Consider the following 20,682-nt stretch of genomic DNA (forward strand, 5'->3'; position numbering starts at 1 on the left):
CTCAGCCGACCGATCCTTCCATGCCCATCTCGATGAGCTTGTTCAGCTCCATCGCGTACTCCATCGGCAGCTCGCGTGCGATCGGCTCGATGAAGCCGCGCACGATCATCGCCATCGCCTCGGTCTCCTCGAGCCCGCGCGACATCAGGTAGAACAGCTGCTCCTCGCTGACCTTCGAGACCGTGGCCTCGTGGCCGAGCTGGACGTCGTCGACCCGGATGTCGATCGACGGGTAGGTGTCCGAGCGCGACTGGGTGTCGACGAGCAGCGCGTCGCAGACGACGGAGTTCGCGGAGTGGTGCGCCGAGGGGTCGACGCGGACCTCGCCGCGGTACCCGGCGCGTCCACCGCCGCGCGCGATCGACTTGGAGACGATCGACGACTGCGTGTACGGCGCCATGTGCACCATCTTCGCGCCGGCGTCCTGGTGCTGACCGGGGCCGGCGAAGGCGACCGAGAGCGTCTCGCCCTTGGCGTGCTCGCCCATCAGGTAGATCGACGGGTACTTCATCGTCACCTTGGAGCCGATGTTGCCGTCGACCCATTCCATGGTCGCGCCCTCGTGGGCGACGGCGCGCTTGGTGACGAGGTTGTAGACGTTGTTCGACCAGTTCTGGATCGTCGTGTAGCGCACGCGGGCGTTCTTCTTCACGATGATCTCGACCACGGCCGAGTGCAGCGAGTCGGACTTGTAGATCGGGGCGGTGCAGCCCTCGATGTAGTGGACGTAGCTGTCCTCATCGGCGATGATCAGCGTCCGCTCGAACTGACCCATGTTCTCGGTGTTGATGCGGAAGTACGCCTGCAGCGGGATCTCGACGTGCACGCCCTTGGGCACGTACACGAACGATCCGCCCGACCAGACGGCCGTGTTGAGGGCGGCGAACTTGTTGTCTCCGGCGGGGATGACCGTGCCGAAGTACTCCTCGAAGAACTCGGGGTGCTCGCGCAGCGCCGTGTCGGTGTCCATGAAGATGACGCCCTGCTCCTCCAGGTCCTCGCGGATCTGGTGGTAGACGACCTCGGACTCGTACTGCGCGGCGACACCGGCGACCAGGCGCTGGCGCTCGGCCTCGGGGATGCCGAGCTTCTCGTAGGTCTCCCGGATCTCGACCGGGAGCTCCTCCCAGGACTGTGCCTGCTTCTCGGTGGAGCGCACGAAGTACTTGATGTTGTCGAAGTCGATCTCGCTGAGGTCTGCGCCCCAGGTCGGCATCGGCTTGCGGCCGAACAGCTGCAGGCCCTTCAGACGGGTCTTCAGCATCCATTCGGGTTCGTCCTTGAGCGCGGAGATGCCGCGGACGACATCCTCGGAGAGGCCGCGCTTGGCGACGGCTCCTGCGGCGTCCTCATCGTGCCAGCCGAATTCGTACACCCCCAGACCTTCGAGCTCTGGGCGGTCGATCAGCACATCCGACATCACACTCTCCTTGCTGGGCCTCAACGGTGTCATCCGCCCCGGCATGCGGGACCTCACTGATGGGAGTGGGGTTCGCTGCCGCTGGTGGGCCTCATCACGGACGCATTCTTCGCGCCTAAACTGTCAGTGATGCGCTTCGCGCTCAGCGCGCACATCACCACAATCCGATTCTACAGGTTCCCCCTGACAACCGGGCCGCGCCCGCGTACTCAGGCGCGAGCCGGAGGACGCATGCCCGACACCATCGCACCCCGTGCCTCATCGACGCGATCGGATCGGCTGCAGCCGATGTTCGGCAGGCCGCTGCGCGTGCTCGCGTGGCTGTCGTTCCTCGCCGAGGTCATCATCATCGGCACGGGCGGTGCTGTGCGTCTGACCGGTTCGGGACTCGGATGCTCGGAGTGGCCGCTGTGCACCCCGGAGTCGCTCGTGCCGATCTACGAGGTGCAGGGCGTCCACGGCATCATCGAGTTCGGCAATCGCACCATGACCGGCGTCGTGGGCCTCCTCGCCCTCGCCGTGCTGCTCCTCACGCTCGCGGCCGTGGGCGGCCGGGCGCTCGTCATGCGTGCGGTCTGGTTCGCCGTCGGCGGCATCGCAGCGGGGCTCGCCGCGTACTTCATCACCGATCCGTTCGGCCTGCCGGCGTTCGGGTTCCTCTCCGGCGCCCTCCTCGTGGCCGTCCTCGTGGCGACTGCCGACTCGGTGCGACGCACCCAGCGCCGACGCGATCTCGTCGTGCTCGCCTGGATCGTCCTGGCGGGCGTCATGGCGCAGGCCGTCGTCGGAGGCCTGGCCGTCATCACCGACCTGAATGCGTTCATCGTCGGCTTCCACTACGCCTCCTCGCTGCTGCTCGTGTGCGTCACCGCCGCCTATCTCGTGCGCCTGTACGACTCGGCAGGGCCCCGCGTTCGCGCAGTGCCCCGCTGGTTCGCGATCCTCTCCCACGTCACCGGCCTGGCGCTGGCCGCGACCATCTTCTTCGGAGTCCTCACGACCGGCTCCGGGCCGCACTCGGGCGACGCGAACGTCATCCGCGACGGATTCGACGCCACCGTGCTCGCTCACGTGCATTCGTGGCCGGGGTACATCCTCGCCGCGCTCGTCGCCGCTCTGACGCTCTCCGCGTGGATGCTGCGCCTCGAGCCCCGACGCTGGTTGCTCGTGCTGGCGATCGCGATCGCCGTGCAGATCGCCGTCGGCGTCTGGCAGGCCCGCGAAGGACTGCCGGAGATCCTCGTCGGCATCCACATGGTGCTCGCCGCGCTGTCCGCCGCGGCGTACACCGTCGTCGTGCTCCGGTTGAAGCGCCCAGCCCACGCATAGCCCGCACATCGTGCGCGCATCAGAAGAGTGTGGATGCTGGCACGCATGTTCAACAAGTCACTGACCCGAAGCATCCCGTACTGGCTGCTGATCGTCCTCTCGCTCGCATCGGCGGCCGTCGGCGGCTGGCTCGTGTGGGACAACGCGACGACCATGCAGACGACGCTGCTCGACGGCACCGCGACGAACGTCGAGGTCTATGTCGGCCAGGCATGGATCACGGCCGGTGCGGCGATCCTCGGCGCCGGCGTCCTCGGCGTGCTGCTCGCACTCGTGCTCGCCGCAGCGAAGAGCCTGATCCCGGCCGCCCCCGTCGTCGTCGAGCCGATCGACTGGACGGCGGATGACGAGGGTCCGGCCTCCGACGACGCCTCGGAGCCCGCGCCGGAAGCCGACGAGGCACCGATGGACACCGAGCCTGCGACCGAGGACGGATCAGAGGATCAGAACGGAAGCAGCGGATCGATCGCGACCGCGAGGAAGATCAGCGTCAAGTAGCTGATAGACGCATGGAACACGCGCATCGGGCGCGGATTCGAGCCTCGCACCGCCTGGTCGTACAGGCGGTGCGACTCGTAGACGAACCAGCCGCCGAACACCAGCGCGGATGCCGTGTACACCAGCCCCATGCCGGCGACGGGGATCAGCAGCAGCGAGCAGGCGACCGTCGCCCATGCGTAGAGGATTACCTGCAGGCCCACTTGCGACGCGTTGCGCGTGACACCCAGCATCGGCACATCCGCACCCGAGTAGTCGTCGCGGTACTTCATCGACAGCGGCCAGTAGTGCGCGGGCGTCCACAGGAAGACGAGAGCAAAGAGGACGATCGCGGGCCACGCCAGATCCTCTGTGACGGCCGACCATCCGATCACGACGGGGAAGCAGCCGGCGATCCCGCCCCAGATGATGTTCTGCTCGGTGCGGCGCTTGAGGATCAGCGTGTAGATGACGACGTAGAAGAAGATCGCGGCGACCGAGAGCGTCGTCGTCAGCCAGTTGGTGGTGAGCCACAGCCAGACGGTGGATGCGACGGCGAGGACCCAGGAGAAGATCAGCGCTGCGCGGGGTGTGATCTCCCCCGTGACCAGCGGCCGGTTCTCGGTGCGGTGCATCTGCGCGTCCATGTCGCGGTCGATGTACATGTTGAACGACGCGGCGGAGCCGGCGCTCATCGCGCCGCCGATCACGGTCGCGAAGACGAGCCAGAGGTCGGGCATGCCGCCCTGCGCCAGGAACATCACCGGAACGGTGGAGACGAGGAGGAGCTCCATCACGCGGGGCTTCGTCAGAGAGACGTACGCCTTGATCGTGCTGCCGATCGTCCGCTTCACCGCCGTCGTCTGCGACATCGTAGAGATATCGATCGCCTCCTCCGCGCACACTCCGACTACCCCACCAGTCTAGTGCAGGGGCGCTCGCTGAGATCGCGCGGCAACGGAATGAAATGTCGTCGCCCTGGGACCGACGCGGGTCTAAGCTGAAAACACTCGCGCGCCCGGCGCTGTGCACCTGTCCGTGACGATGCGGATGCGCCAGGGAATCGGGCGCCCTCGTACGTCGTTGGAAAGGGCATGACCGTGACCGAACTGCAGTGGGCCGAGATCGATCGACGCGCGGTGGACACCGCGCGGGTTCTGGCGGCGGATGCCGTCGAGAAGGTCGGCAACGGTCACCCCGGAACCGCGATGAGCCTGGCTCCGGCCGCGTATCTGCTGTACCAGCGGGTGCTGCGTCACGACCCGAGCGACGTCGACTGGGTGGGCCGCGACCGCTTCATCCTGTCGGCGGGCCACTCCTCGCTGACGCAGTACGTGCAGCTGTACCTGGGCGGCTTCGGTCTCGAGCTCGACGATCTGAAGGCACTGCGCACGTGGGGTTCGCTCACTCCCGGCCACCCCGAGTACGGCCACACCAAGGGCGTCGAGATCACGACCGGCCCCCTGGGTCAGGGCCTGGCCTCCGCGGTCGGCTTCGCCTATGCCGCCCGGTACGAGCGCGGCCTGTTCGACCCGGAGGCGGCGGCGGGCACCAGCCCGTTCGACCACTTCGTCTACGTGATCGCCGGTGACGGCGACCTGCAGGAGGGCGTCACGAGCGAGGCGGGCTCGCTCGCCGGGCACCAGCAGCTGGGCAATCTGATCGCGATCTACGACTCGAACCAGATCTCGATCGAGGACGACACGAACGTCGCATTCACCGAGGACGTCGCGAAGCGCTACGAGGCGTACGGCTGGCAGGTGCAGACGGTCGACTGGAAGAAGACCGGCGAGTACGTCGAGGACGTCGCAGAGCTGCACGCGGCTCTCGAGACCGCGAAGGGCGAGACGTCCAAGCCATCGCTGATCATCCTGAAGACGATCATCGGCTGGCCCTCGCCCGGCAAGCAGAACACCGGCAAGATCCACGGCTCCGCCCTCGGCGCCGATGAGCTCGCCGCGACCAAGAAGGTGCTCGGCTTCGACCCGGAGCAGAGCTTCGTCGTCGCCGACGACATCATCGAGCACACCCGTGCGCTCGCCGACCGCGCCGCGGCGGAGCGATCCGAATGGCAGAAGTCGTTCGATGCGTGGGCCGCGGCGAACCCCGAGCGCAAGGCGCTGCTGGACCGTCTCGAGGCGCACGCGCTGCCCGACGGCATCCAGGGCGCCCTCCCCGCCTTCGAGGCCGGCAAAGACGTCTCGACGCGCGCGGCCTCCGGTCAGGTCATCAACGCCCTCGCCGCCGAGCTCCCCGAACTGTGGGGCGGATCGGCCGACCTCGCCGAGTCGAACCTCACCACGATCAAGGACGCGCCCTCGTTCATCCCGTCCGAGTGGTCGACCCACGAGTGGTCGGGCAACCCGTACGGCCGGGTGCTGCACTTCGGCATCCGCGAGCACGCGATGGGCGCGATCGTCAACGGCATCGTGCTGCACGGCCCGACCCGCGCGTTCGGCGGCACGTTCCTCATCTTCAGCGACTACATGCGCCCCGCTGTGCGCCTGGCAGCTCTCATGAACATCCCGAGCATCTTCGTCTGGACGCACGACTCCGTCGCCCTCGGTGAGGACGGCCCGACCCACCAGCCGATCGAGCAGCTCGCCACGCTCCGCGCGATCCCGAACTTCACCGTCGTGCGGCCCGCGGACGCGAACGAGACCTCGGTCGTCTGGCTCGAGCTGCTCCGCCGCCACGCCGGACCGGCCGGAATCGCGCTGACCCGTCAGAACATCCCCGTGTTCGAGCGCGGCGACGGCACGGCATCCGGTGAGGTGTTCGCCTCTGCAGAGAACGCCACCAAGGGCGCCTACGTGCTCGCGGAGGCCCCGAACGGCACCCCGGACGTCATCCTCATCGCCACCGGCTCCGAGGTCCAGCTCGCCGTCGCCGCCCGCGAGACCCTCGCGGCAGAGGGCGTGAACGCCCGCGTCGTCTCCGCTCCGTCGCTGGAGTGGTTCGACGAGCAGGATGCCGCGTACCGCGAATCGGTGCTGCCGGCCGCCGTGAAGGCGCGCGTCTCGGTCGAGGCGGGCTCCGCCCTGACCTGGCGCGGCATCGTCGGCGACAAGGGACGCTCGGTCGCGATCGACCACTTCGGCGCCTCGGCCGACTACAAGACCCTGTTCCAGAAGTTCGGCATCACCGCCGAAGCCGTCGTCGAGGCGGCCCGCGAGACCATCAAGGAGAACGCATGAGCACCCCCACCTCTGAGCTTCACGACGCCGGCGTCAGCATCTGGCTCGACGACCTCTCCCGCACTCGCATCAACTCCGGCAACCTCGCTGAACTGATCGAGTCGCGCAACGTGACCGGCGTCACCACGAACCCGACGATCTTCGCGAACGCGATCACCGACAAGAACGACACCTCCTACGACGCTCAGGTCACCGAGCTCGCAGCATCCGGCGCCAGCGCCGAGGAGGCCGTGTTCGCGGCCACCACGCAGGACGTCGCCGCAGCGCTCGACGTCTTCCGACCCGTGTGGGAGGCATCAGGGCACGTCGACGGCCGCGTCTCGATCGAGGTCTCCCCCGACCTCGCGCACGACACCGAGGGCACCGTCGCGCAGGCGAAGGAGCTGTGGGCGAAGATCGACCGCCCGAACCTCCTCGTGAAGATCCCCGCCACCAAGGCCGGGCTCCCCGCGATCGCGCAGGCCATCGGCGCCGGGATCAGCGTCAATGTCACGCTGATCTTCAGCCTCGAACGCTACGCCGAGGTCATCGACGCCTACCTCACGGGCCTCGAGACCGCGAAGGCGGCCGGCATCGACCTGTCGACGATCCAGTCCGTCGCCTCGTTCTTCGTCTCCCGCGTCGACACCGAGACCGACAAGCGTCTCGCCGCGATCGGCACCGACGAGGCGCTCGCGCTCAAGAGCAAGGCCGGGCTCGCCAACGCCCGACTCGCCTACGAGCTCTTCGAGAAGACGTTCGCGGGCGACCGCGCCAAGGCTCTGCTGGACGCCGGCGCGAATCTGCAGCGCCCGCTGTGGGCGTCGACCGGTGTCAAGGACCCGGCCCTCCCCGACACCCTCTACGTGACCGAGCTCGTCGCCCAGGGCGTCGTGAACACAATGCCCGAGAAGACGCTCGAAGCCACGTTCGACCACGGCGTCGTCACCGGCGACACGATCACCGGCGGCTACGACGAGGCCCGCGAGGTGTTCGCCGGGCTCGAGAAGGTCGGCGTCGACTTCGCCGACGTCACCCAGGTGCTCGAGGACGAGGGCGTCGCGAAGTTCATCGACTCCTGGCACGACCTGCTCACCCAGGTCGCAGGCGGTCTCGAGGCCCAGCGATGACCTTCTCGATCCACGCATCCGGCGCCGCGAAGGCCGCGATCGACGCGGTCGTCCCGCAGCTGGTCAGCGATCTCATCGCGTCGCGCATCACGGCGTTCGACTCCACCCTGTGGGGTCCTGCGGCCGAAGAAGAGGCCGCCAAACGGCTCGGCTGGATCGAGGCCGTCTCGGTCTCGCGTCCGCTCGTCGACGAGATCCTCGCGCTGCGCGACGACCTGCGCGGTAAGGGCGTGAGCCAGGTCGTTCTGGCCGGAATGGGCGGATCCTCGCTCGCGCCGGAGGTCATCGCCCAGACGGCCGGCGTGCCGTTGACGATCCTCGACTCGACCGCCCCCGGCCAGGTGCTGGCCGCCCTCGACGACGACCTCGCCGCCACCGTGCTCGTCGTGTCGTCGAAGTCCGGCTCGACCGTCGAGACTGACTCGCAGCGCCGCACGTTCGAGGCCGCGTTCCGCGACATCGGCGTCGACCCGGTCGAGCGCATCGTCGTCGTCACCGACCCCGGCTCCCCGCTCGATGCGTCCGCGCGCGAGGCCGGCTACCGCGTCTTCAACGCCGACCCGAACGTCGGCGGCCGCTACTCGGCGCTCACGGCGTTCGGACTCGTCCCGTCCGGCCTCGCCGGCGTCGACATCGCCGAACTCCTCGACGAGGCCGAGGCCACGCTGCTGCAGGTCGCCGTCGATCAGGCCGACAACCCGGCGCTGCGCCTCGGTGCGGCGATCGCAGCAACGGACCCGCGTCGCGACAAGCTCGGGCTCGTCACCGACGGCACGCACATCGTGGGCCTGCCGGACTGGATCGAGCAGCTCATCGCCGAGTCGACGGGCAAGGACGGCACGGGCATCCTTCCCGTGGTCCTCCTGCCGGTCTCCCCCGAGCTCGACGACGTCCCGGCAGACCTGCAGATCGTGCGGCTCGTCGACGACGCGAACGAGTTCCACCTGCGCGAACGCCACGAGGGCGAGATCCTCGTGAGCGGCTCGCTGGGCGCCAACTTCATCGTCTGGGAGTACGCCACCGCGATCGCCGGCTACCTGCTCGGCATCAACCCGTTCGACCAGCCCGACGTCGAGTCGGCGAAGGTCGCCGCACGCGGCCTTCTGGACGCGCGTCCCGAGCCGACCGAGCCCGCGTTCGTGCAGGACGGCATCGAGGTGCGCGTCTCGGATCCGGCGCTGGCGGAGTCCGGGAACATCGAGGCCGTCATGGACGCCCTGTGGGCGCGCCTTCCCGAGGACGGGTACGTCTCGATCCAGGCGTACGTCAACCGTCTCGAGCTGCCGCAGCTGCAGGGCCTGCGCGAACTGGTCGCGGCCGACTCCGGCCGCCCGACCACGTTCGGATGGGGCCCGCGCTTCCTGCACTCGACCGGCCAGTACCACAAGGGCGGGCCGGCTCAGGGCGTGTACCTGCAGATCCTGGAGCGCACCGATGTCGACCTCGAGATCCCCGAGCGTCCGTTCACGTTCGGGCAGCTCATCCAGGCACAGGCCGCCGGCGATGCCGGCGTGCTCGCAGAGCACGGCCGCCCGGTCGTGTCGCTGACCATCACGGACGACTCGGCAGACGTGCTGGCGCTGTTCGAAGCCGCCCAGAAGTAATCCACGACCAGGAGCATCCCCCGCCGATGACCGTTCCCGTCTCACGCGGCCACAACCCGCTGCGCGATCCCGATGACCGCCGTCTCAACCGAATCGCAGGGCCCAGCGCGCTGGTGATCTTCGGTGTGACCGGCGACCTGTCCCGCAAGAAGCTCATGCCGGCCGTGTACGACCTCGCGAACCGGGGGCTCCTGCCCCCCGGCTTCGCGCTGGTCGGCTTCGCCCGACGCGACTGGGAGGACCAGGACTTCGCCCAGGTCGTCTACGAGGCCGTCAAGGAGCACGCGCGCACCGAGTTCCGCGAGGACACCTGGAAGCAGCTGCTCCAGGGCATCCGCTTCGTCTCGGGCGAGTTCGACAATCCCGAGTCGTTCGCGAAGCTCCGCGAGACCGTCGAGAAGCTCGATGTCGAACGCGGCACGATGGGCAATCACGCGTACTACCTGTCGATCCCGCCGAAGGCGTTCCCGCTCGTCGCGAAGCAGCTGAAGGAATCGGGGCTCGTCGGCGAGGATCGCGGCGACGACCAGTGGCGCCGCGTCGTCATCGAGAAGCCGTTCGGTCATGATCTCGAGTCGGCCAGGGCCCTGAACGAAGCGCTCGAAGTCGCGTTCCCGGCGGACTCGATCTTCCGCATCGACCACTACCTCGGCAAGGAGACGGTTCAGAACATCCTCGCGCTGCGCTTCGCCAACGCGCTGTACGAGCCGATCTGGAACCGCAACTACGTCGACCACGTGCAGATCACGATGGCCGAGGACATCGGCGTCGGCGGCCGCGCCGGCTACTACGACGGCATCGGCGCCGCGCGCGACGTCATCCAGAACCACCTGCTCCAGCTGCTCGCGCTCACCGCGATGGAGGAGCCCATCAGCCTCTCCGCCGAGAACCTGCGCGCCGAGAAGGAGAAGGTGCTCGCCGCCGTCACGCTGCCCGAGGACCTGTCGACCGCGACGGCTCGCGGACAGTACGCAGGCGGCTGGCAGGGCGGCCAGGAGGTGGACGGCTTCCTCGAAGAGGACGGGATGAACCCCGAGTCCATCACCGAGACGTACGCCGCGATCAAGCTCGAGATCGCCAACCGCCGCTGGGCCGGCGTGCCGTTCTACCTGCGCAGCGGCAAGCGCCTTGGCCGGCGCGTCACCGAGATCGCAGTGGTGTTCAACCGGGCGCCCGAGCACCTGTTCGGCCGCGGGAACGCCGCGGAGCTGGGCCAGAACGCTCTGGTGATCCGTGTCCAGCCCGACGAGGGCGTGACGATCCGTTTCGGGTCGAAGGTCCCCGGCACCGGCACCAATGTCCGCGATGTGACGATGGACTTCGGGTACGGCCACGCCTTCACCGAGGCGAGCCCCGAGGCGTACGAGCGGCTGATCCTCGATGTTCTGCTCGGCGACCCGCCGCTGTTCCCCCGACATGAGGAAGTGGAGCTGAGCTGGAAGATCCTCGACCCCGTGGAGAAGTACTGGGCCGCGCAGGGCGGGCCGCTCGAGCAGTACGCCCCCGGCTCCTGGGGCCCGGCATCCGCCGACGCCCTCCTTGCCCGCGACGGACGAGTCTGGAGACGACCGTGATCATCGACCTTCCCGACACGACCGTCAGCCAGGTCGCCAAGCAGCTCGTCAAGGTGCGCGAAGAGGGCGGCGCCGTCGCCCTCGGCCGCGTGCTCACCCTCGTCATCTCGGCGCGCAACGGCGTCGCCGAGGCGGCGATCGACGCAGCCAACGACGCCTCGCGCGAGCATCCGATGCGCGTGATCGTGCTCACCACCGGCGAGGGCGAGGCGCACCTCGACGCGCAGATCCGCATCGGCGGGGACGCGGGCGCGAGCGAGGTCGTCGTCCTCCAGGCCTATGGGGATGCCGCGAGCAACGAGGAGAGCCTGATCACCGGGCTTCTCCTGCCCGACGCCCCCGTGGTCGCCTGGTGGCCCGATGAGGCGCCGTCCGACCCCGCTTCGTCGCCGCTGGGGCGCATCGCCCAGCGTCGCATCACGGATGCCGCGACGACGCCCGATGTCCGCGACCGGCTGGCCCTGCGCGGCCGGACGCACGCACCCGGCGACACGGATCTCGCATGGACGCGGCTCACGCACTGGCGAGAGCAGCTGGCCGCCGTACTGGACCAGCCGCCGTTCGAGTCCGTCACGGCGGTCGAGGTGCGCGGCGCCGCGGACTCCCCGTCGACCGCGCTGCTCGCGGCCTGGCTGAAGCTCGCGCTCGAGGTCCCCGTGCACTGGGTGTACGAGTCGCCGTCCGCCTGGTCGGACGGCATCAAGTCGGTGCGATTGACGCGTGCCGCCGGAGACATCCTCCTCGAGCGTCCTGTGCCCGGTGTCGCCGTGCTCACGCAGCCGGATCAGCCCGACCACGACCTCGTGCTTCCCCGGCGCACGCTGCGGGAGTGCCTGGCCGAGGAGCTGCGGCGTCTCGACCCCGACGTGCTCTACGGCCGGGTCATCACCGAGGGTTGGGAGCAGCTCGGGCCGCCCGAGACGGTAGCGTAAGGCGCATGGAAGCATCGTCCGCCGACAAGGTCGTCGTCATCGAGCAGACCTCGGCAGCCGTCGTCGCGCGGGTCGCCGATCGTTTCCTCACACGGGTGAAGGCGCGCACGCGCAACGGCAGGATCGCCCACGTCGCGCTCAGCGGCGGCACCACGGGCGCGGCCGTGCTGCAGGCTGTCGCCGAGCACCCGAAGACCCCGCAGATCGACTGGTCGCTGGTGCACTTCTGGTGGGGCGACGAGCGGTTCGTCGCGCACGACGACGATGACCGCAACGCCGTGCAGTCCCGCCGGGCACTGCTCGATCACATCGAGGTGCCCGCCGAGAACGTGCATGAGGTCGCCGCATCCGACAGCGGGCTCACGCTCGACGAGGCTGCGACGGCGTACGCGGCCGATCTCGCCCGCTTCGGCGGCGAGGGCGAGGCGTGGCCGTCGTTCGCCGTGTGCTTCCTCGGAGTCGGTGCGGACGGTCACATCGCCTCGCTGTTCCCCGACCGCGCGGAGGTGACGGCGACGGATGCCGCGGCGCTCCCCGTCCGCGACTCCCCCAAGCCGCCCGCCGAGCGCGTCACCCTCACCCGCCCCGTTCTTAACGCGTCCAAGCGCGTGTGGCTGGTGCTGACGGGGGCCGACAAGGCTTCGGCGCTCGGGCTGGCGCTGGCCGGCGCGAGCTACACTAACGTGCCCGTGGCAGGGGCGAAGGGCCGCAAGCGCACGGTGTTCTTCGTCGACGAGGCCGCAGCGGCCGAGGTCCCGGAGGACCTCATCGACCAGTCCTACTGAACGTCAGCGTCCGATCGCTGAACGTCAGCGTCCGATCGCTGAACGTCAGCGTCCGACCCGTGAGCGTCAGCGCCCGATCCCTGAGCCCGTCGAAGGGTCGCCGGCCTCGCCGTCGCTGCCGCGCGTGATGCCGAGCTCCTGACTCTCGCTGAGCACCTGCGGGTGGTAGCGCGCGAGTCCGACGACGCCCCACACGGCGACCGCGCCGATGGCCACGAACGCGATCAGCGCCCACACCGGCGCGGCGGCGGCTTCGCCGAGGACGACGATGCCGATGACGACCGCGACGATCGGGTCGACGACGGTGAGGCCGGCGATCACCAGATCGGGCGGGCCGGAGCTGTACGCCGTCTGCACGAAGTAGGCGCCCACGGCGGCGGCCGCGATCAGCGCGATCACGCAGACGAGTGTGAGCCAGTCGAAGTTCTCCGCCTGCAGGCGCTTGATGATGACCTTCGCGAGCGTGGCGACGAAGCCGTACAGGACGCCCGCTCCGATCACGTAGAACAGCGCGCGCATGCGGTGGCGCAGGATCAGCCAGCACGCGCCCAGGACGATGATCACGACGAGCAGCGTCGTGAGGATCACGAACAGGTTCTCGGTCGTGACGTCCTTCTCTGTGGCGAAGATCGCGGCGAGGAAGACGAACAGGAAGATCCCGCCGACGCAGGCGAAGATCGACGTCAACGAGCGCTTGGTCGGCGTGTGTCCGGAGACGCGGGCGTTGAGGAGCGTCGTGATCACGAGGGCGATCGCGCCGAGCGGCTGCACGACGATGAGGGGCGCGATCGCGAGCGCGGACAACTGGCAGACGATCGCGAGCCCGAGCATGAGCGTGCCGAGGATCCAGGACGGGCGGGTGAGCAGCCCCTTGATCTGATCGAAGCTGAGCCCGCTCGTGCCTGCCGAGCCGCTCAGGCGCTCGACCTTGGTGACGCCACGGTGCTGGTACTGCGCTCCGAGAGACATGAAGACGGCACCGGCGAGAGCCAGCGGGATGCCGAGGAGCAGTGCCGGGTTCTGGAACGCCCCGACCAGCTGATCGCTGACCTCCTCCACCGACATCCACACCCCCGCGCTCACAGTAGAACCTTACCCGGCGATGCGCGGCCAGTAGGGTTGTGGCGTGGCTGTTCTACCGATTCGCATCATGGGCGATCCTGTCCTGCACTCCCCTGCATCCGCCGTCGAGGAGATCACCGACGAGATCCGCACGCTCGTCGCCGACATGTTCGAGACGATGGATGCCGCTCCCGGCGTCGGCCTCGCGGCCCCGCAGGTCGGTCAGCCGCTCCGCATCTACACGTACTCCTATGTCGACGACGAGGACAACCCGTGGCGCGGTGCGATCATCAACCCGGTGCTGTGGATGTCGCCTCCCGAGCCCGGTGCGCCTGACCCCGACGAGGAGTCCGAGGGGTGCCTGTCGTTCCCCGGTGAGCGCTTCGCGCTGCGGCGCGCGGATCGGGTGCTCGTCACCGGGACCGATCTCGACGGCGCCGGCGTCCGCATCGAGGTGGACGGATGGCGGGCGCGCATCATGCAGCACGAGTTCGACCACCTCGACGGCATCCTCTACGTCGATCGACTCTCCGACGGCGACTGGAAGACCGTGCAGAAGATCGCCCGCAAGCGCGGCTGGGGGCGACCGGGCGCCAGTTGGACGCCCGGAATCGACGATCTCGAGGGATAGGCTGTGCACGGGCGATTCACAGCTTCGCCTGTCACACACTCCGGAGGGGATCGATCATGAAGATGCGCACCAAGCGCTCACTGGCGCTCGCAGGCTCTGCCGTGGCGCTGAGCCTCGCGCTCACCGGCTGCAGCGCGCTCAGCGGCATCCTGGGCGGCGGCAACGACGCACAGCGCGATGACGACGGCAACGTCACCGAGGGGGCGAACATCGACGTCTTCTCCCTCAAGGTGGGCGACTGCATGCCCGCCACCGACACGACCGGCGAGATCACCGATCTCGACGTCGTGCCGTGCTCGAAGCCGCACACCGACGAGGTGTTCTACGAGTTCGAGCTGGAGGACGGCGACCTGCCGAGCGACGACGAGATCACGGCCGCGGTCGAGGCCGAGTGCGTTCCGGCGTTCGCGGACTTCGTCGGCGTGGAGTGGGCGGATTCGACCCTCGACTTCTGGTGGATCACCCCGACCGAGGAGACCTGGACGCAGGCCAACGACCGGATTGTCCAGTGCGTCATCTACAAGCCCGACCCCGAGGACTCCACGGGCCAGACCCAGCTCGAGGTCACCGGATCGCTGAAGGATGCCGCGGTCTGATCCGACCCGAGGAATGCAGAAGGCCCCGTCGTGACGACGGGGCCTTCTGCATTGGCTCCCCGGCTTGGACTCGAACCAAGAACCTGCCGGTTAACAGCCGGCTGCTCTGCCAATTGAGCTACCGAGGAATGTGCTCCGCTGCGCGGGGCAACTCGACTAGCTTAGCAAACTCCGAACCGTGCTCGTGACATCGGCGGCCCCGGTCGGGCGTGTCCGCTCGCGCTCACCCGGCACGCGAATCCGCCTCCGCGTTCGGCACCCACAGCAGGTCCTTGCCGACGCCTCTGGCGACGACGTGACCGCTCTTGAGCATGAGCGTCTCGGCATCGAGCTCACGGATGAACGCCGCGTCGTTGGTGACGAGCAGAGCGCCCATCCCATGCTCCTTGCGGCGCCGGGTGATCGCGTCGAAGACGACAGGGCGCACCTCGAGGTCGAGGTTCGCAAGCGGCTCATCGGCGATGAGCACCTTGGGCTCGAGCACGAACGCCCTGGCGATCGCGACGCGCTGGCGCATCCCGGCGCTGAGCTCGTAGGGGAACTTCGCCGCCACACCCAGCGGCAAGTGCAGCTCGTCGAGCAGGGTCGCGATGCGGATCGACAGCGCCCTGCTGTTCACGCGCTTCTCGCGGATGAGGATGGGCTCGGCGATCACATCGCTGACGGTGAGCGTCGGAGGCAGATTCGCACCGGCGCCCTGCGGGATGTATCCGGTGAGGTAGGTGAGCTCCCGGTGCCTGCGGCCGGGCTTGCGGACGTTCACGCCGCAGACCTCGGCGCTGCCGCCGGCGATCCGCACCGACGGGTCTGTGGAGCCGGCGAGTGCGGCCACCAGAGTGGACTTTCCCGAGCCTGTCGGGCCGGCGACGCAGATGAGCTCGCCCGGAGGGAGCACGAAGGTCACCCCGTCGACGGCGCGCGTGGGTGCGCTGTGCCCGATCCTGTCGATGACGAGATCCGAGCAGTCGATCAGATGGTCCGGAGCGGGATGGCGAGCCATCCCCCCATCCTCCCCTACGACTCGGCGAAGCGCTGTCGTTCGGCGTCGATGTCGCGCAACCGCACGCGCAGCGCACGCCCGCCGTCGGAGTCCGCCGGCACCCGCTGGATCGCACCGAGCAGTTCGTGCTTCTCGCGCTCCAGCCCGCGGACGATCATGCGGCGCGACAGATCCGCCGTCGACGCGACGGCGCCCGCCTCGTCCTTCGCGGGGAAGGGACTCATCAAGAGCTCCCCCGCCAGGGCGCGATACGGCTCGCGGACGCTGTTCACGGCATCCATGGCCCAGCCGACCCGCGTGCGGTCGGGCACGGCGGCGATCGTCTCGCGGATCGCCTCGAGCGCCGGATGCCTGAAGGGCGCCTCCAGCGCTCGTGCCAGCATCGACTGATCGACCTGATGGCCGTACTGCAGCGCACCCATGATCATGCCGCGCTCGACGGCGACGTCAGCGGTGCGCGGCAGGCTCGCCAGCGTCACCGTCGGCACCGCCGGTGCGTCCGTCTGCTCGCGGGGAGCCTCCTGCTTCGGCTTGGCCGCGCCGGCGCCGCGCGCGGCGCGTTCGACCTCGGCGTGCACTTCGGTGGGGTCCATGCCCAGCCGACGCGCGAGCACGCGCTCGTAGCCGGGCCGCAGGAGCCGATCCCGGATCTCCGCCACGATCGGGGCCGCAGCCCGAAGCGCTCCGACCTGCCCCTCGACGGTCGCGAGGTCGAAGCCCTGGAGCTTGCGATCGATCGCGAACTCGAACATCGGCACCTTCGCGTCCATGAGGCCGCGGACGGCGGCATCCCCGCGCTGCAGGCGCAGGTCGCACGGGTCGAGACCGTCCGGCGCGACGGCGACGAAGGTCTGGGCGTTGAAGCGGTCGTCTTCGCTGAATGCGCGCAGCGCCGCCTTCTGTCCCGCCTCGTCGCCGTCGAACGTGAAGACGACCTCGCCCGAGCTGGAGTCATCCCCCATCACACGGCGCAGCACTTTGATGTGCTCGGCGCCGAATGCCGTGCCGCATGTCGCGATGGCCGTGGTGACACCGGCGAGGTGGCAGGCCATGACGTCGGTGTATCCCTCGACCACGACCACGCGACGGGGTTCGCCGCGCGAGATGTCCCGCTTGGCGAGGTCGAGCCCGTAGAGCACCTGCGCCTTCTTGTAGATGATCGTCTCGGGCGTGTTCAGGTACTTCGGCCCCTGGTCGTCGTCGTAGAGCTTGCGGGCGCCGAACCCGATGGTCTGCCCCGTCACGTCGCGGATCGGCCACACGAGCCTGCCGCGGAACCGGTCGTACACCCCGCGCTGCCCCTGCGAGACGACACCGGCGCCGAGCAGCTCATCACGGCTGAATCCCTGAGCGGTGAGGGCCTTCAGCATCCCGTCCCAGCCGCGCGGCGCGTATCCGACGCCGAAATGCGCCGCGGCCCCGGCGTCGAAGCCGCGCTCCCCCAGGAAGCGCCGTGCGGTCTCGGCCTCGGCCGTGAGCAGCTGGCCGCGGAAGAACTCCGCAGCCGCCGTGTTGGCGGCGTACAGCCGGCTGCGGCCGCTCGTCTCGGGCGCCGCTCCGCCGTCCTCGTAGTGCAGCGTGTAGCCGAGGCGCCCGGCGAGGCGCTCGACGGCCTCGGTGAAGCTCACGTGGTCCATGGCGCGCAGGAACGAGTAGACGTCGCCCGACTCGCCGCATCCGAAGCAGTGGTAGTACCCCGCCTGCGGGCGCACGTGGAAGCTCGGGCTCTTCTCGTCGTGGAACGGGCACAGCCCCTTCATCGATCCGACGCCGGCCGACTTCAGGGCGACGCGTTCTCCGACGATGTCGGCGATGTTCGTGCGCGACTTGACCTCGTCGACGTCGGCCTGGCGGATGCGGGGCATCAGTGCGCGCCTTCGACCAGCCGAACCGGCGCATGCGGGTGCGGGCGCGATCCCGAACGCGCCGTGCGCGGCGTCCAGATCCCGACCTCGGCCGGATCGATGTCGCCGACCAGCCTGCTGTGCCAATCCAGCGCCGTCTGATCCGTGAGGCTCGCGATCTGATCCACGACCACCCTGGCGCGTTCGGCATCCGTCTCGGCGGCCACGAAATCGGCTGCGAAGGCCGGCTCGAGCACATCGGCGCCCGCGTTCCACAGGGCGTCCGTCGACCAGAGGGCATCCGCGAGGCGCCGCAGCACCCGGCGCTGCTCCTTGTACACGCCCTTCCGGGCGTCGATCGTGACGATCGCCTGTCCCATGATGCCCTTGAGCACGGCGATCTCGGCCTCGACGACACGGGGAACGACGACGTGCGCGTTGTAGCGGACCAGCGACGGCCCGGGGTACGCCTCGCGGGTCGCGGTCACCGCGGCCCGCGCGAACCGGCCGATCAGGTCGCTGGTGAGGTTCTTCAGCCGGGCGAGATCCTGTCGGGAGCGGTCGAACGACTTCAGCCACATCGGCTGCCGGGTCAGGCGGTACAGACCGTCGGCGAGCTCTTCGCGGGTGAAGTCGTAGCCGACCCACTGCTGAACGCGGCTGACCAGCGCGTGATGCTCTGCAGGGTCGGACAGCTGGGCGACGTCGAGGTAGCCGTTGACGATGGCGTCCTCGAAGTCGTGCACCGAGTAGCCGATGTCGTCGGAGAGATCCATGATCTCGGCCTCGATGCAGCGCAGGCGCCCGGGGGCGCCCTCGCGCATCCAGCGGAACACCGCCTCGTCCTCGGGGTACACGCCGAACTTCAGGCGCCCGCCGGGATCGGGCACCGGGCTGTCGACGGTCCAGGGGTACTTGCACGTGGCGTCGAGGCTCGCCCTGGTGAGGTTCAGCCCGACGGAGTGGCCGTCGTCATCGAGCACCTTCGCCTCGAGCCGGGTGAGGATGCGCAGGGACTGCGCATTGCCCTCGAACCCGCCGATGGGCTCGGCCCAATCGTTCAGCGCACGCTCGCCGTTGTGACCGAACGGCGGGTGACCGAGGTCGTGGCTCAGGCACGCGGTGTCGACGACGTCCGCCGAGACGCCGAGCGCTGCGGCGAGTTCGCGGCCGACCTGGGCGACCTCGAGCGAATGGGTCAGCCGGTTGCGCGCGAAGTCGGCGGTGCTGGCGGGGCTGAGCACCTGGGTCTTCGCGGCGAGGCGCCGCAGGGCGGCGGAGTGCAGGACCCGCGCGCGGTCGCGCGCGAAGTCGTCGCGCTCGGATCGGTGGGTCTGGGTGAAGAATCGCTCGGCGTCGTGCGCGCCGTAGCCCTCAACCGCCACTGTTCTCGATCTCCGCACCTCGCAGCATCTCACCGGTCTCGGCCGCGACCTCGCGCGACTCCAACCACTTGTCCGGCAGCGCCGGACGCTTGGGCCTGCCGGCACGTCCGCGCTGCCCCTCGGCATCCGCGCCGGGATACGGCGCATCACGGTCGAGCTGCCCGAGCAGCTCGTCGATGTGCGCGAGGCTCTGTGCCGTGGCGAGCCCCGTGCGGATGTCGCTGCCGACCGGGTAGCCCTTGAAGTACCACGCGACGTGCTTGCGGATGTCACGGCATCCGTGGTCCTCGTCGTCGAAGAAGTCGACGAGCAGCTCGGCGTGCCGGCGGAACGCGTCGGCGACGAATCCGAGGGTCGCGTCGACCGGGTGGGCCTCGGCGCCGAACGCTGTCGCGAGGTCTCCGAACAGCCACGGACGGCCGAGGCATCCGCGTCCGACGACGACGCCGTCGCAGTCGGTCTCGGCCATCATGCGCACCGCATCGTCGGCCGACCAGATGTCGCCGTTGCCGAGCACCGGGATGCTGGTGACCGCCTGCTTGAGCTCGCCGATGGCGCTCCAGTCGGCGTGCCCCGAATAGAACTCGCTCGCCGTCCTGGCGTGCAGCGCGACGGCTGCGGCCCCGGCGTCCTCGGCCGCGCGGCCGGCGTCGAGGAACGTGAGGTGATCGGGGTCGATGCCCTTGCGCATCTTCACGGTGAGCGGCAGGGGACCCGCGGCCTTCACAGCCTGGTAGACGATCTCGGCGAACAGGCTGGTCTTCCACGGCAGCGCCGCTCCCCCGCCCTTGCGGGTGACCTTGGGGACGGGGCATCCGAAGTTCAGGTCGATGTGGTCTGCGTGGTCCTCGGCGACGATGATGCGGACTGCTTCGGCGATCGTCGCAGGATCCACGCCGTAGAGCTGGATCGACCGCGGGGTCTCGGACTCGTGGTGGCGGATCAGACGCATCGTCGTGTCGTTGCGCTCGACGAGCGCGCGCGAGGTGATCATCTCGCTGACGTAGAGGCCGGCGCCGTACTCGCGGCATAGGCGCCGGAACGCCGTGTTCGTGATGCCCGCCATGGGTGCGAGGACGACCGGCACGTCGAGTTCGATCGGGCCGATCTTCAGGGCGCGGGCGGGGGCTGCGGCAATAGTCATTTCCATACCATTCTCCCATCCTCGCGGCGCCCGGTGCCGCATGGCGGACGTAGTCTGTGGATATGACCGAATCCTCTGCTCCCGACACCGCTGTCTCTGAAGTCAACGTGCGCCAGATCCCGTTCACGGATGCTGACGGATCCGAGAAGACCCTCGACGACCTCGGCGCCGACGTCGTGCTCGTCGTCAACGTGGCGTCCAAGTGCGGTCTGACCCCGCAGTACGAGCAGCTCGAGCAGCTGCAGCGGACGTACGGCGACCGCGGATTCAGCGTCGTCGGCTTCCCGTGCAACCAGTTCATGGGCCAGGAGCCGGGATCGATGGAGCAGATCCAGGAGTTCTGCTCGACGACCTACGGAGTCACGTTCCCCCTGGGCGACAAGGTGAAGGTGAACGGCCGGGGGGCCGTGGACCTGTACAAGGAGCTCAAGCAGACGCCGGACGCCGGCGGCAAGGCCGGACGTGTGGAGTGGAACTTCGAGAAGTTCCTCGTGATGCCCGACGGCTCGGTCAAGCGCTTCCGGCCGAAGCAGAGGCCGGACGCCCCCGAGATCGTCGAGGCGATCGAGGGCGCCCTGACTCGCTGACGCCGG

General features: G+C 69.0%; 18 protein-coding genes and 1 tRNA gene. 11 read left to right on the top strand and 8 right to left on the bottom strand.

Annotated features, from left to right (window positions below; translation table 11 throughout):
- Position 1: 1 nt before the first annotated feature.
- On the bottom strand, positions 2–1,420 hold the full coding sequence (gene sufB, locus AB0269_RS05660) for a Fe-S cluster assembly protein SufB (protein ID WP_366210255.1): 1,419 nt from the start codon (positions 1,418–1,420) through the stop codon (positions 2–4).
- A 231-nt stretch (positions 1,421–1,651) separates the two neighbouring features.
- On the opposite strand from sufB, the gene AB0269_RS05665 reads away from it, so the two are divergent.
- Positions 1,652–2,749, top strand: coding sequence for a heme A synthase (locus AB0269_RS05665; protein ID WP_366210256.1), 1,098 nt, complete (start codon positions 1,652–1,654; stop codon positions 2,747–2,749).
- 33 nt (positions 2,750–2,782) lie between these two features.
- The gene (locus AB0269_RS05670) at positions 2,783–3,247 is read left to right on the top strand and encodes a hypothetical protein (RefSeq protein WP_366210257.1); all 465 of its coding nucleotides are present in this window, start codon (positions 2,783–2,785) and stop codon (positions 3,245–3,247) included.
- Here the strand turns inward: AB0269_RS05670 and AB0269_RS05675 are convergent.
- Positions 3,193–4,098, bottom strand: a complete 906-nt coding sequence (locus AB0269_RS05675; RefSeq protein WP_366210258.1) for a heme o synthase — start codon at positions 4,096–4,098, stop codon at positions 3,193–3,195. The two genes, AB0269_RS05670 and AB0269_RS05675, sit on opposite strands and share 55 nt — an antisense overlap.
- 228 nt (positions 4,099–4,326) lie before the next feature.
- Between AB0269_RS05675 and tkt the strand changes: the two genes are divergently transcribed.
- From tkt to pgl, 6 genes are read left to right on the top strand one after another with little or no spacing between them, the layout of a single operon-like run.
- Positions 4,327–6,423 carry a transketolase gene (gene tkt / locus AB0269_RS05680; protein WP_366210513.1) on the top strand — a complete coding sequence of 699 codons (2,097 nt, stop codon included), beginning with the start codon at positions 4,327–4,329 and terminating at the stop codon, positions 6,421–6,423.
- Positions 6,420–7,532, top strand: a complete 1,113-nt coding sequence (tal, locus tag AB0269_RS05685; protein ID WP_366210259.1) for a transaldolase — start codon at positions 6,420–6,422, stop codon at positions 7,530–7,532. The genes tkt and tal overlap by 4 nt, the downstream gene beginning before the upstream one ends.
- Positions 7,529–9,136: a glucose-6-phosphate isomerase gene (locus tag AB0269_RS05690; RefSeq protein WP_366210260.1), complete on the top strand. Its 1,608-nt coding sequence runs from the start codon at positions 7,529–7,531 to the stop codon at positions 9,134–9,136. The genes tal and AB0269_RS05690 overlap by 4 nt, the downstream gene beginning before the upstream one ends.
- A 26-nt stretch (positions 9,137–9,162) precedes the next feature.
- Positions 9,163–10,710, top strand: a complete 1,548-nt coding sequence (gene zwf / locus AB0269_RS05695; protein WP_366210261.1) for a glucose-6-phosphate dehydrogenase — start codon at positions 9,163–9,165, stop codon at positions 10,708–10,710.
- Positions 10,707–11,642 carry a glucose-6-phosphate dehydrogenase assembly protein OpcA gene (locus tag AB0269_RS05700; RefSeq protein ID WP_366210262.1) on the top strand — a complete coding sequence of 312 codons (936 nt, stop codon included), beginning with the start codon at positions 10,707–10,709 and terminating at the stop codon, positions 11,640–11,642. The genes zwf and AB0269_RS05700 overlap by 4 nt, the downstream gene beginning before the upstream one ends.
- Positions 11,643–11,647: 5 nt before the next feature.
- A complete protein-coding gene (gene pgl, locus AB0269_RS05705; protein ID WP_366210263.1) occupies positions 11,648–12,427 on the top strand; it encodes a 6-phosphogluconolactonase in 780 nt (259 codons plus the stop codon).
- A gap of 66 nt (positions 12,428–12,493) precedes the next feature.
- Here the strand turns inward: pgl and AB0269_RS05710 are convergent, their stop codons facing one another.
- The gene (locus tag AB0269_RS05710; protein ID WP_366210514.1) at positions 12,494–13,492 is read right to left on the bottom strand and encodes a DMT family transporter; all 999 of its coding nucleotides are present in this window, start codon (positions 13,490–13,492) and stop codon (positions 12,494–12,496) included.
- A 61-nt stretch (positions 13,493–13,553) separates the two neighbouring features.
- Here AB0269_RS05710 and def point away from each other — a divergent pair, with 61 nt between their 5' ends.
- A complete protein-coding gene (gene def, locus AB0269_RS05715) occupies positions 13,554–14,120 on the top strand; it encodes a peptide deformylase (protein WP_366210264.1) in 567 nt (188 codons plus the stop codon).
- 56 nt (positions 14,121–14,176) lie between these two features.
- Positions 14,177–14,716, top strand: a complete 540-nt coding sequence (locus AB0269_RS05720) for a septum formation family protein (protein ID WP_366210265.1) — start codon at positions 14,177–14,179, stop codon at positions 14,714–14,716.
- A 52-nt stretch (positions 14,717–14,768) separates the two neighbouring features.
- Here the strand turns inward: AB0269_RS05720 and AB0269_RS05725 are convergent.
- The 5 genes from AB0269_RS05725 to dusB form a co-directional block, all read right to left on the bottom strand.
- Positions 14,769–14,844, bottom strand: a tRNA-Asn gene (locus AB0269_RS05725).
- A gap of 95 nt (positions 14,845–14,939) precedes the next feature.
- Positions 14,940–15,716, bottom strand: coding sequence for an ATP-binding cassette domain-containing protein (locus AB0269_RS05730; protein ID WP_366210266.1), 777 nt, complete (start codon positions 15,714–15,716; stop codon positions 14,940–14,942).
- A gap of 14 nt (positions 15,717–15,730) precedes the next feature.
- Positions 15,731–17,581, bottom strand: a complete 1,851-nt coding sequence (gene dnaG, locus AB0269_RS05735) for a DNA primase (RefSeq protein WP_366210267.1) — start codon at positions 17,579–17,581, stop codon at positions 15,731–15,733.
- Positions 17,581–18,945: a deoxyguanosinetriphosphate triphosphohydrolase gene (locus AB0269_RS05740; RefSeq protein ID WP_366210268.1), complete on the bottom strand. Its 1,365-nt coding sequence runs from the start codon at positions 18,943–18,945 to the stop codon at positions 17,581–17,583. Before AB0269_RS05740 ends, dnaG begins: the two co-directional genes overlap by 1 nt.
- Positions 18,935–20,089, bottom strand: a complete 1,155-nt coding sequence (gene dusB, locus AB0269_RS05745) for a tRNA dihydrouridine synthase DusB (protein ID WP_366210269.1) — start codon at positions 20,087–20,089, stop codon at positions 18,935–18,937. The genes AB0269_RS05740 and dusB overlap by 11 nt, the downstream gene beginning before the upstream one ends.
- 62 nt (positions 20,090–20,151) lie before the next feature.
- On the opposite strand from dusB, the gene AB0269_RS05750 reads away from it, so the two are divergent.
- Positions 20,152–20,676, top strand: a complete 525-nt coding sequence (locus tag AB0269_RS05750) for a glutathione peroxidase (RefSeq protein WP_366210270.1) — start codon at positions 20,152–20,154, stop codon at positions 20,674–20,676.
- Positions 20,677–20,682 lie beyond the last annotated feature (6 nt).

This window comes from Microbacterium sp. NPDC077644 (genome assembly GCF_040702785.1).
Classification (GTDB): domain Bacteria; phylum Actinomycetota; class Actinomycetes; order Actinomycetales; family Microbacteriaceae; genus Microbacterium.

What these genes read in the sequence shown, in the direction of transcription:
- sufB (WP_366210255.1), bottom strand. Translation starts at nt 1,420, where the DNA reads ATGTCGGATGTGCTGATCGACCGCCCAGAGCTCGAAGGTCTGGGGGTG.
- AB0269_RS05665 (WP_366210256.1), top strand. Translation starts at nt 1,652, where the DNA reads ATGCCCGACACCATCGCACCCCGTGCCTCATCGACGCGATCGGATCGG.
- AB0269_RS05670 (WP_366210257.1), top strand. Translation starts at nt 2,783, where the DNA reads ATGCTGGCACGCATGTTCAACAAGTCACTGACCCGAAGCATCCCGTAC.
- AB0269_RS05675 (WP_366210258.1), bottom strand. Translation starts at nt 4,098, where the DNA reads ATGTCGCAGACGACGGCGGTGAAGCGGACGATCGGCAGCACGATCAAG.
- tal (WP_366210259.1), top strand. Translation starts at nt 6,420, where the DNA reads ATGAGCACCCCCACCTCTGAGCTTCACGACGCCGGCGTCAGCATCTGG.
- AB0269_RS05690 (WP_366210260.1), top strand. Translation starts at nt 7,529, where the DNA reads ATGACCTTCTCGATCCACGCATCCGGCGCCGCGAAGGCCGCGATCGAC.
- zwf (WP_366210261.1), top strand. Translation starts at nt 9,163, where the DNA reads ATGACCGTTCCCGTCTCACGCGGCCACAACCCGCTGCGCGATCCCGAT.
- pgl (WP_366210263.1), top strand. Translation starts at nt 11,648, where the DNA reads ATGGAAGCATCGTCCGCCGACAAGGTCGTCGTCATCGAGCAGACCTCG.
- AB0269_RS05710 (WP_366210514.1), bottom strand. Translation starts at nt 13,492, where the DNA reads ATGTCGGTGGAGGAGGTCAGCGATCAGCTGGTCGGGGCGTTCCAGAAC.
- AB0269_RS05720 (WP_366210265.1), top strand. Translation starts at nt 14,177, where the DNA reads ATGAAGATGCGCACCAAGCGCTCACTGGCGCTCGCAGGCTCTGCCGTG.
- AB0269_RS05730 (WP_366210266.1), bottom strand. Translation starts at nt 15,716, where the DNA reads ATGGCTCGCCATCCCGCTCCGGACCATCTGATCGACTGCTCGGATCTC.
- dnaG (WP_366210267.1), bottom strand. Translation starts at nt 17,581, where the DNA reads ATGCCCCGCATCCGCCAGGCCGACGTCGACGAGGTCAAGTCGCGCACG.
- dusB (WP_366210269.1), bottom strand. Translation starts at nt 20,089, where the DNA reads ATGACTATTGCCGCAGCCCCCGCCCGCGCCCTGAAGATCGGCCCGATC.
- AB0269_RS05750 (WP_366210270.1), top strand. Translation starts at nt 20,152, where the DNA reads ATGACCGAATCCTCTGCTCCCGACACCGCTGTCTCTGAAGTCAACGTG.